Raw genomic sequence first — 10,955 nt, forward strand, 5'->3', positions numbered from 1 at the left:
AACGGATTGACTGGTGTCTCAATAGAAATAACATTATCATTTTTAGTCATTGCGATGTTCCTTTTGTTAATTGTTGATCGGCCAAGATCAATTAACAGGTTACATCGCAATTCTTTATCCTCATACACCAGAAACGACTATAGCTCCCAACAGATCCCTAAACATGATGTTGTCACGCGGTTAGTACAGCTTGCAACGCGGTTGTCGGGTAACAAAAAAAAGGATCCACTTGGTACTACGACCGTTAAAGTGGTGAATGTGAATGGGAAAAATAAACTGGTGTGGGCTGGGGTATCGGGTGCATTAGGCTATTGTTTATTCGACAATGATAAAGCAATGCCCGATAACGACATTCAATTTATCGATAAAAAGGGCAAGCAATTTTCTGGTTATGGACTGACTAATACCAGTACTCATGATGCTTACACAGTGAGGGCTTATCAAGATATTGTCCATGACTGTTCTGTGCCATAATGTTGATGATGAGTGCTTTATTCATATGATGGCCATGAATGACACTCGAGCATTTATTGATGCTATCGAGTGTCATTTTACGTTATTGACTGGATGGCTGTTAATCGCTTTTTGTTGTTCCCCAAATGTCGTTATTGGCTTGAGGAAGCGAAGCCTTTTTCGTTTGGCTCGTTGAGCCAGAGTCTGCTCTGGGGGCTGGAAGAGGTAGTTTATGCAGTTTTAAATATAAGTATTCTACTTTATCCCGTGCCCACTGTGTTTTTCGTAAAAACTTTAAACTGGATTTGACACTGGGATCGTGATTAAAGCAACGTATATCGATGCGTTGACCTAACTCTTCCCAGCCATAGTGATCGACAAGATCGTTTAAGAGATCTTCTAATTTAATGCCATGTAACGGGTTATTTGCTTGCGTCATATTGAGTGAGTAACTTAAAAACCATCATTAAGCTAATGATATCAGATTGAGGTGGAAAGCGTCTGTTTTGTTATGATGAAAAAAGTGTTGTGATAGTCATAAAAAAGGAGACTATTCGTCTCCTTTTAAGTTGAATAAATCAAATTGCTGAATTATTCGAAGCTGATGCTCCATGAGTTGATGCTACCGGTATCTTGGCTGGCATTATCAACCGCTTTTAATGACCAAGTACCATTTGAATCGCCACCTGAGTAATCAACTGAATAGGTCTTGCTGATATTATCAGTACCACTTCCAGAATTATCATGTAGCACCGCAACTTGACCAGTCGGGCTGGTTAATTGGATGTTTAAATCGCCAATATAAGTATGCGTAATATCAAGTGTAACGGTTACGGTACCAGAGTCACCTGTGCGCGTCGCTTCTATTGAGCTTGAAACGCCTGTGGTGCTGTTATCTGGAATGCTATAACTTGTGGTATTTGAATATGTCGCTGCTCCACCGGTATCGCCACCATCAGATGATGCCGTGTAATTCGCTTCTAAGCTGACGCCACTAAATGCGGTGTAGCCTTGTAGCATGACATAATACGTTCCTGTTTCTACAGAAGAAATATCGCATGATTCTGCATTACCTGTCTCCCAAGAGCGACAATCGTAGCTAGAGGTGGTTGGGTTGGCACCGAAAGAAACGTAAAGATCAGCATCACCGGTTCCACCACTCATTGCAAAGCTAAGATCGGTTGCGCCAGCAGGCACATCGAAGGTGTAATAAAGTTCTTCACTTTTTGAACCAGACAGACCTGTTTTAGCGACGCCATTGGTTAGGGTATCATCAGTGTTGCCATCGGTTGGTCCATCACAAGACTGAGCGAGGTAAACATCGGCCGCTTCAGCGTCGACTAAACCATAACCTGTTTTATCATCACGGCCAGCGGTTTCAAGATCTTCGGCTGTGGCTTTTAATGCAGCACGAATTTGCTCAGAGCTACAATCTGTGTGATGACTCCACACGAGTGTCGCTACGCCTGATACATGAGGCGTAGCCATTGATGTACCGTTATAGTATTGATAATCCTCGCCATCAGTGGCTGCAACCGTTGCAGAAGAGCCGACTTGATCGAGAAGCGCAAGGCCTGTTGTTCTGTCAACACTGACAGAAACCATAGGGACTTCATTATCAGTATCCACTAAGAAAGGGTTCTGTAGACCGGGAAGAGATGAGTTACTGTAGACAATAGCGGCACTGCCTCCTGCGTCATAACATGCTTTAGCAGCCGCAATTTCAGCTGCATTAGCTGATAACCCTGATGCTCGCTCAACTAAGCAAATTTTATTGTTCATGTTATTACAGCTGTAACTTGTGCTGCCTGTACTGCAGGCTTTTAGTGTATCAGTGACACTACCTGTATTGAACTGTTGAACATAATTACCGCTTGTTTGAATATAACGATTATGAGGCACAATACCACTGTCAAAGTAAGATTGACCGCTAATAGTGATATCAGCTAATACACCTTCACCTTGAGTCACTGTTGATAAAACGGCAGTACCAGGACCTGCAATTTCAACTTGATCGGTATATTGTGAGAAATCAGAATGATCTTTATTGTTATCAACGGAAGCCACAGACATGACTGCATCATAAGATGCGGGGTAACTATGGGTATTATCACCATCATTACCTGCAGCGGCAATGAGAAGGACACCATTACTTTGGTGAGCGGCTAATGCATTTTTCTCTGTGGCACTGTAAGTTGGGCCACCTAAACTCATGGTAACGACATTGGCACCATTATCAACACAGTCATCGATTGCATCGACGAGCTCTGAGGTATATCCCCAGCCACTTTCATTGAAGACTTTTATAACGTGAATATTCACGTTTTGATTAGGCATCACACCGACTACACCGCTGCCATTGGCAATCGCGGCAATAGTCCCCGCTACGTGAGTACCGTGAGCATTATTGTTACCCGGCTCGTACCAGTTACCTGTACCTGAGTTATTGGTACCTGAAGCATTGTTACCACTGAGATCACTGTGGCTAGCATCGTAGCCTGAATCAATAATACAAATGGTGCGGTTACCGGCTTCGGTGTCACTGAGTACGGTTGCACCGACGTAAGTTTGTCCCCATGGTGTAGTTTCACTCAATAGGCGACGAGGTACATCTTCTTCTACGTAATCGACATCTGAGCGTAAACGCAGTGATGTTAAGCTATCGTCATCTAATTTAGCACTATAGCTATTTCGACGGGCAATACGCTTCATTTCTTTTGCTTTGACGCTATTGAGTACACTGTGATGAGAGAAGGCGGGATTGATTCTAGATGTACTTGATAATGCATTGATGCCATTTGTGACAGTATCAGCATCTTTAAACTTAACAATGTAACGTTTTGGTAAAGGTGCATCAGATTGTTGTGATTGAGCGGGTAATAGCCCAGGACCGACTGAAGGTGCAGCATGTACATTTGCAGAAATCGCAATCGCTAGTGCTGAAAGTGTCAGCGCAGCTCGAGTTGATTTTTTGAATGTCATATTTTTATTCCACATTTATTATCATATTGTAATTATTATTGGACAGTTTTGGTTTTTGATACCAAATATCTGGTTACTCCGCTAATAAATCTACCCGCATGTTATCTCGTTGTAAATGCATAGTTAATCTGTGTGTTTTTTACTATCTGTGGTATCAATAAATCTCAATAATGAATGAAACTGGTTGTTTTATTCGGTATTGCTGTAATTTATTCGTTTTAAGTGTTTTTTTATTCACTTTGTCGCTATGAGTTATGATGGGGTAGGCATTTTATTATGTGCAGGTTTAATTGAAATGTTTCTCATATGTTCATGATAAACAATTAGAAGTATGACAAAATGTTTCCGATTAATATTATTGATGAATAATATATATCTTTTAGTTATTAATTGTTTTTAGCAAACTTGATTTGAACTTGTTTCTAATATAATTAACTGTGTTTTCTTTTCTAAACAGTATTATACTGGTGTTTATCACTCTTTTGTGAACAAAGAGACTGATGGGAGGAGTGAATGGATTTTGTCATTTATTTGCCATTGGATCGTGCTATTAAAGAAATGGTTGACTGATCATAATAATTTTTTAACGAATGTATGCCTGTTAAAGTGGAAGTTTTGACAATATCGGCTACCAGCTGATTAATTCACGAGAACTAAAAGGGTAAGGCGGATCATAAGCATTAGTCATGAAATGAATGTGTTGTGATGTAGGTTTTTCATTATTCACTTTAATGACTGTGAGGAAACGTTGGTAAGATAGCCATTTTATGCTCTACAAGCATCGACAGCATATACTCCTATATTACCTATAGCATTTTCAATAGAGTGGGTATTTTGTTTATTAAAAGTGGCGATGCTCATACCCAAGTTCATTGAAAGGTGAGGATGGTGGATCGATCACAAGACAGACTATGGGGGATGTATCGATAAATAATAAAAAACCGCAGGTAATGCGGTTTTTTATTATTTCACTGAATGATTAGATTAGCTGAAATAACATTAGAAGTTATAGCTGTATTGCATACTGTAATAGACGGCGTTAGAGGTTGTGGTTGCGGTGATAGGCGTTTGCGTACCAAGATTGACGAATGAGCTGTATTCAGTCAAATCGGTTTTCTTACCACGTACGAAGGCAATACCTAAGTCCAGAGATGATTTTTGGTTAAAGTGATAGCTCACGCCTCCAGTGTACCAATTACGATCGGAATCAGGAATCGATATCGAACTCAGATCGCCTACCACACCTTGGTCATACATATAGCCGATACGAGCGGTCCAAGTATCATTGATATCGTAAGTGCCGCCAATACTGAATAACCAAGAATCATCCCATTGGTATTCTTTTAAAATAGCATCACTGCCATTAACGTCACTATCCAGTAAGGTGAGTTTATCGAATTCGCCCCATTGGGTGTACTGAACCGTATAGGAAAGGGCGAAATGTTCAGTGATCTGATGAAAACCACCGAGTTGAGCAATATTCGGTAACGGAATTTCAATTTGATCATAACTGACGCCTAATCTTTCTATTGTGTCTCCATTTGCCTTGATAGTTGGACTATAACGATAGCTCAGCCCAATGCGGTTATCATCGTTGATTTCATATACTAAACCGGCAATACCGCCTACGCCCCAGCCACTGGCTTCGACATCGGCGACATAATAATCTACAGCGCCAGCAGCATAAAATGGTCCGTTACGAGTCAGTTTACCTGTGCCGTATACAAAATCTACGCCTAAGCCGAAACTAACGTATTCATTGAACCGATAAGAGACACTGGCATTGAAATCCACTGATGTGATTTCGGTTTCACCGAGCAAATCGATAGGTGCTTGGGTAGTGGCTGTCGTATCATCAGTTATCGCTGACGTATCGGTACCGGTGCCAAAATTACTGAATGCGGCGAACCCCATAGCCCAGCTTTCATTAATAGGTTGGATATAATAGGCATTAGGAATGATTTTACCAGAGCCTGCACTGTCATCACTACCAAAATTGGTTGTTGGTGAGCTGACATCGTCAACACTGACATCAACATCAGCATAAGTGATCCCAAGAGAAACGGCTTTATCTTTAAAAAGCGCCATTGCGGCAGGGTTACGGGATAATACAGAAGCATTGTCTGCAATAACCGCATCACCGGCCATTGCACGGCCAAGACCCGTTGCGGATTGACTGTTAAGTTGAAAACCGGCTGCCATAGCTTGAGAGCTGGCCAGCGTAATTGAAATAGCAAGGAACGTCTTGTTGAAGCGTTTCATAATCATCATCTCTTTATTTAAGGTCTTGCTTATATGACTTGCTGAATAGCCGAGTCGCAAGATCCACTTGTTAGACCAGCGCATGGTAGAGGAGTTAACGCCTATTCAGCAACTCCGACCAGATGCATTTTTTGGTATAATTAGTTAATTAAGGTTGTTATTTATGAACAACGGTTAGGAGCTTACTTCAAAAAAGGCTTATAAAGCAAACCAATAGTTTGGCTATATAAAGGAGAATAAACAAGGCTAGATGTTAATCTTTTGTAAGTAAAGCGATATTGCCTAGTATTTTTCGCTGAATAAATAAGCGCACATATGTGCGCTTATTTATTTTATTTTATTGAGAAGAGGGATTAGAGCTTAGCTGTGAAAGCATTGAACTGCTCTGAAATGGTTTCACAAGGCGTTGAAATTTTACTGACAAGTATGCCAACACATGTTGCAAGTATGAAACCGGGTAGGATTTCATACAGGTCGAAAATCTCGCCTGATAATTGTTTCCAAACGATAACAGTGACTGCACCGATGATGATAGAAGCAATTGCGCCATTGCGGCTGTAGCCTTTCCAAAAGAGTGACAGTAGGACGACTGGACCGAAAGCTGCCCCAAAGCCAGCCCAAGCATAACTGACTAGGTTGAGTACGCTACTTTGTGGATTCAACGCGATGATCCCTGCGATAAGGGCAATGGCAAGGACGCCGAATCGACCAACGAGTATCAGCTCTTTATCTTTAGCATGGGGTCTTAACCATTTTTTATAGAAATCTTCAGTAATGACGCTTGAGCACACCAGCAACTGAGAATCAATGGTACTCATAATAGCGGATAAAATAGCGGCAATGAGTAAGCCACTGATCCAAGGATTAAAGGCGGCATTGGCTAAGTGAATAAAGACGGTTTCAGGATTTTCTAATGGACTATCGGCGAAGTAGAGGCTACCGACTAAGCCAGTGGCTAATGCCCCAATGAGTGCCATTAGCATCCAGCTCATGGCTATACGGCGTGATTTAGGGATGTCTTCGGGAGAGTTAATCGCCATAAATCGAGTAAGGATATGAGGTTGTCCAAAATAACCGAGCCCCCAAGCTAATAGAGAAATAAGTCCGATGATAGTGGTGTTGTCATGAATAAACAAGAGCATATTGGGATCAAAACTGTCCAATGCATCTTGGGTCGCCGGTTGATTAAAAATGGCAACAGGGACAAAGAGTAGCGCGGCCAGCATCATACAACCTTGAAAAAAATCAGTCCAACTCACAGCAAAGTACCCGCCAACAAAGGTATAAGCCACGATAATACTCGAGCCAATAACTAGCGCTAAGGTGTAGTCTAAGCCGAAGGCTTTTTCAAATAGAATCGCGCCGCCGACCATGCCAGATGAAGCATAAAAAGTAAAAAACACCATTATGGTGATCGCAGAGACGAGCTTTAAAATGCCACTTTTATCATTGAATCTTTTTTCAAAGAAATCTGGTAATGTCAATGAGTTACTGGTAAATTCAGTGTAAATTCGCAGTCGTTTAGCGACGAGTAACCAATTAAGCCAAGCACCAAAGACGAGGCCTATGCCTATCCATGCTTCTCCGAGTCCTCCAAGATAAACGGCGCCAGGGAGGCCAAGTAATAACCAACCGGACATATCAGATGCGCCCACACTTAATGCGGTGACACCGGGTCCCATGCTACGACCACCGAGAATGTAGTCATCAATAGATTCTGTTGATTGATAGGCTATGAAGCCGATGCCTATCATTAACGCGAGATAAGCAATAAAGGTAATGAGAACGGGTAATTCTATGTTCATGATTACTGAGTTATATTTTTATTGTTGGATTGTGGGGGCTATGCTACCAGAAGTTTGCTAATTAGCTCAATTGTAGGACTGAAATAGCCGGGAGATCTGACCTGTCACTTTTCTCCCGCCGGTATTTTGTGAAGTGCTTAAATAAAACTTTGCTTAATTTCGTTTTTAACGTAATTAATATCTTTGTTATTGTCACCAACGATTAACATATAGGCATTATCAATTTTAAAACCTAATCCTTTAAGCTTACTATCGGCAAAGGCATCTTGAAGTTGCATTCTGTTTTCCATTGGGACAATAAAGAGGGTGACTTTGCCCTGTTCTCCTTGCATGACCAAGTGTAAGCTTTTCACGCCTTGGAAGTCACAATAGGTGCTATAAAAGACTTTACCTGGCTGTTGAGTAAATTTGGCATTGGATAAATTTGTCAATGAAGCCAGTTTCGTGTTGACATCTTGATACGGAATGTTGCCATTGATTGTTAGGGCTTTATTTTCATGATGAACATGTGCGAGTGCATAGGCACTGAGATCTACTGGACCGAGTCTGAAAAGAATAAAACTTATTCCCGCTATAAACGCAATAGAGGCGGCGAGTGCAACCGTGAATGCGGCTTTTTTACGTTGACCTTGATGCTGGAGTAATTGTTGGTTGAGCAATAGTTTATCGCTCAGATCGGAAGGAACATCAATATTTAAGGCACTTTCTATCTGTTGATCGAGATTATTCAGCTCATTAATAAAAGCCGCTTTTTTAGGATCCTCTTTTATCGCCTTGATAAATTCAGGTGATTGATGATGAGGATCGGCATAAGCCTGACGTCGAAACTTAAGCTCATCCATGTGATTGTCCTCTGACTTGGGGTTGTTCGAGTGCTTGTTTTAATTGGTGACGGGCACGAAATAAACGCGTCATAACAGTATTGATATTAAGAGAAAGAATTTTTGCAATTTCTTCACCACTAAAACCGCCAATAAGCTGTAATAATAATGGCTCTCGATATTCTAATGCTAATCTTTCAATCTGTTTTTGTAACAAATGCTGCTCGACTTTATTCTCGGTGCTAGGTGACAAGGTGTCTTGTAACTCTTCTTGTTCAATATCTGAGTAAGTGAACTGTTTTCGCTCAAAACGCCGCGCATTTTCTCGTCTTAATATGGTGATAAGCCAAGCTTTGGCGGCTTTTTCATCTTTTAAGGTGTCGAGTGAGCGCCAAGCACGTAAAAATGTCTCTTGGGTTATATCTTCTGCAATATGTTTATCGCCACAGAGCCAGTAGGCATAGCGGTAAATATCGGCATGAAGCGCCTTGACTAGGCTGTTATATCGTCGTTGTTTATTTAGCATGTCAGAAGAGACCGTGGATGTACTCTTTTTATTTCGCCAGTGACGCAACATTTTTATATTTCATGAGGAGAAGGGTGATTAAAGTTTAATGCTAATATCAACTAATTACAAAGTAATGAGTTGATATTACATCATTTTTTATGTTCAACTTGTCAGTGTAATAACTTTTAAATCATTAGGTTATGGATTCAAATCAGATAAAGAGGATTTCTTTTTCTGATTTTGTTTTCCGTTGAGTTGCCGGACAGCATGCAAAATGCGGTCATAATCGATATGACTGCTTGTTTGTGAGAAAGCCCCGCGCTGTAAGGCGGCAATACTGCTCGCCAGATCGGGTGATAATTGGGCAATTTTATCCAATGTCATGGATTTTTGATAATGGTCGGAAAAATGTTGTTGTAAGCTCAAGAGGACTTGACTGGGATCGTGCATTTTGCATGCTTGTTTTAGGCTGACGTTCGATTGAGCATGAGCCTTAGGCATCGGCAATTGGCTTGTCGTTTTCGGTTGAGATTGAGATTGTTTACGCCATAATAGGCCGTATGCGATTAAGGTGATGATCCAAAGTGTGGCAAAAGTCAGTGCAATCCACATCCAGTAAGACGGTGTTGCCGATACTGACACTGACACCTGTGGTGGTTGTGTGACAGGGATATCAGCTTGCTCGGCGGCTTTAACGGTAATGCTTCTCGCCGGTAGCGTCGCGATTTCTTGTTTTTTTAAATGTGGATTCCACCAAGGCACATCTAGTGCAGGAAGCGTATAGGTGCCCGCTTTGGTTGGAATTATCGCGGTTGTTTGGCTTAATATAGCCAGAGTTTTATTGTCTCGAATCCTATTTTCTCGTTGCGCTTTTTCAGGATAAGATTTAAGCGTTGAAGGAGTGTCAAAATTCAAATCGGGCAAGCGGCTTTCATCAGTATTCACAGCCGTTAACGTGACGGTGCGGGTGATAGGTGTACCGACTTGATATTGAGCATCTTTGGGCCAATCTTCATTGAGTAAGACTAAATCAGCTACAAACCAATGCCCATGATAGCTTGCTGGTTTATCTTTGATGGTTAATTCGACATTGGCTGCTTGAGTTTGTACTGGGCGGCTATCTGTGAAGCCAAACAAGCTATTACTACGCTGAGATTGAACGGTAATATCACCATTAAAGCTAGCGCCTTGAATCGTCAGCTTTCCAGGCTTATCGGCAATGATGGCATAATTTCTTTCAATGACTCGGTAACGGCGTCCATTAATGATTTCGGTTGTGTCTTTATCTTCGCCAAGTTGTTTGACTTCAGCGTCCGAGACAATGGGTTCATTGAGTATGCCTCTTTGTAACTCTGCAGCGAGGAACAGTTTAACTTTATAGTTAATCAGTTGTTCTACATAAGCGTGTTGAGTCGATAAATGGGCTTCTATATACACGTTTTGCGCTTGTTTGGGCATAGAACCCCGTGGTTTAACCGTCATTTTAATTGGCGCAGAGCTCACCCCATTGATGCTAAAGGCGGGGATGATGATATGACCTTGACGCTTAGGTAATAATAGTACTTGCCATTGAGTTTCTTTGGTGGTGGTAAAATTAACCATACGCGTACTGTGACTGGTGCGAGGTCTTTGGATTGTAAAGTCATTCTTAAGTGCTGAAGTATCCAAAGCTTGAGTATCTAAACTATCATCGGCGGTAATGGTTAACATGAGCGACTCGCCTGCATTGACGATATTTTTGTCAACGGAGGCTTGCAAGCTAGTGATCGCCCGCGCAGGAAACGCGGCGATCAATCCGAGAAGTATAATGAGGAGTAATGAGCGTTTTACCACTGTTGGTTGTCCTTTGGTTGAGCCCCATTTTGGTGGCGTTTTTGATATTCTAATTGCATTTTGTTACGCAGTAATATTTGAGGATCGTCAGCGAGAGACCGCAATGCGCGTTGCATGTCAGCCGGAAGTGCTTCTTCAGGTGCGGTATTATCCTTAGTCATTTCTTGAGCGTTAAGTGGCTCTTGCTTGTCCTGCTGGCTTTGTTGATCTTGCTTGTCCTGCTGGCTTTGTTGATCTTGCTTGTCCTGCTGGCTTTGTTGATCTTGCTTGTCCTGCTGGCTTTGTTGATCT

General features: G+C 41.6%; 8 protein-coding genes and 1 pseudogene. 1 reads left to right on the plus strand and 8 read right to left on the minus strand.

From position 1 onward, the window contains the following. Positions 1-474, plus strand: a 474-nt coding sequence (locus L2764_RS23515) for a hypothetical protein (RefSeq protein ID WP_248942768.1), incomplete at its 5' end; no start/stop codon positions are given. A 100-nt stretch (positions 475-574) separates the two neighbouring features. Here L2764_RS23515 and L2764_RS23520 read toward each other — a convergent pair. The 8 genes and pseudogenes from L2764_RS23520 to L2764_RS23555 form a co-directional block, all read right to left on the minus strand. Then, entirely contained in the window at positions 575-892 is a 318-nt protein-coding gene (locus L2764_RS23520) for a VF530 family protein (protein ID WP_248942769.1), read from the minus strand. A gap of 152 nt (positions 893-1,044) precedes the next feature. After that, positions 1,045-3,435: a S8 family serine peptidase gene (locus L2764_RS23525; protein WP_248942770.1), complete on the minus strand. Its 2,391-nt coding sequence runs from the start codon at positions 3,433-3,435 to the stop codon at positions 1,045-1,047. Between the two features lie 999 nt (positions 3,436-4,434). Then, the gene (locus L2764_RS23530; RefSeq protein WP_248942771.1) at positions 4,435-5,697 is read right to left on the minus strand and encodes an OmpP1/FadL family transporter; all 1,263 of its coding nucleotides are present in this window, start codon (positions 5,695-5,697) and stop codon (positions 4,435-4,437) included. A 353-nt stretch (positions 5,698-6,050) separates the two neighbouring features. Further along, positions 6,051-7,502, minus strand: a complete 1,452-nt coding sequence (gene putP, locus L2764_RS23535; protein ID WP_248942772.1) for a sodium/proline symporter PutP — start codon at positions 7,500-7,502, stop codon at positions 6,051-6,053. Positions 7,503-7,639: 137 nt separating this feature from the next. Further along, on the minus strand, positions 7,640-8,344 hold the full coding sequence (locus tag L2764_RS23540) for a DUF3379 domain-containing protein (RefSeq protein WP_248942774.1): 705 nt from the start codon (positions 8,342-8,344) through the stop codon (positions 7,640-7,642). Further along, the gene (locus tag L2764_RS23545) at positions 8,337-8,900 is read right to left on the minus strand and encodes a sigma-70 family RNA polymerase sigma factor (RefSeq protein WP_248942775.1); all 564 of its coding nucleotides are present in this window, start codon (positions 8,898-8,900) and stop codon (positions 8,337-8,339) included. The genes L2764_RS23540 and L2764_RS23545 overlap by 8 nt, the downstream gene beginning before the upstream one ends. A gap of 129 nt (positions 8,901-9,029) precedes the next feature. Beyond that, positions 9,030-10,664 (minus strand): BatD family protein, encoded by a 1,635-nt coding sequence (locus tag L2764_RS23550; protein ID WP_248942776.1) that lies wholly within the window; start codon positions 10,662-10,664, stop codon positions 9,030-9,032. Beyond that, positions 10,658-10,955 (minus strand): annotated as a pseudogene (locus L2764_RS23555) (hypothetical protein); the annotation flags it as partial. The gene L2764_RS23550 and the pseudogene L2764_RS23555, both read right to left, overlap by 7 nt.

The organism is Shewanella surugensis (assembly GCF_023284005.1).
Taxonomy (GTDB): domain Bacteria; phylum Pseudomonadota; class Gammaproteobacteria; order Enterobacterales; family Shewanellaceae; genus Shewanella; species Shewanella surugensis.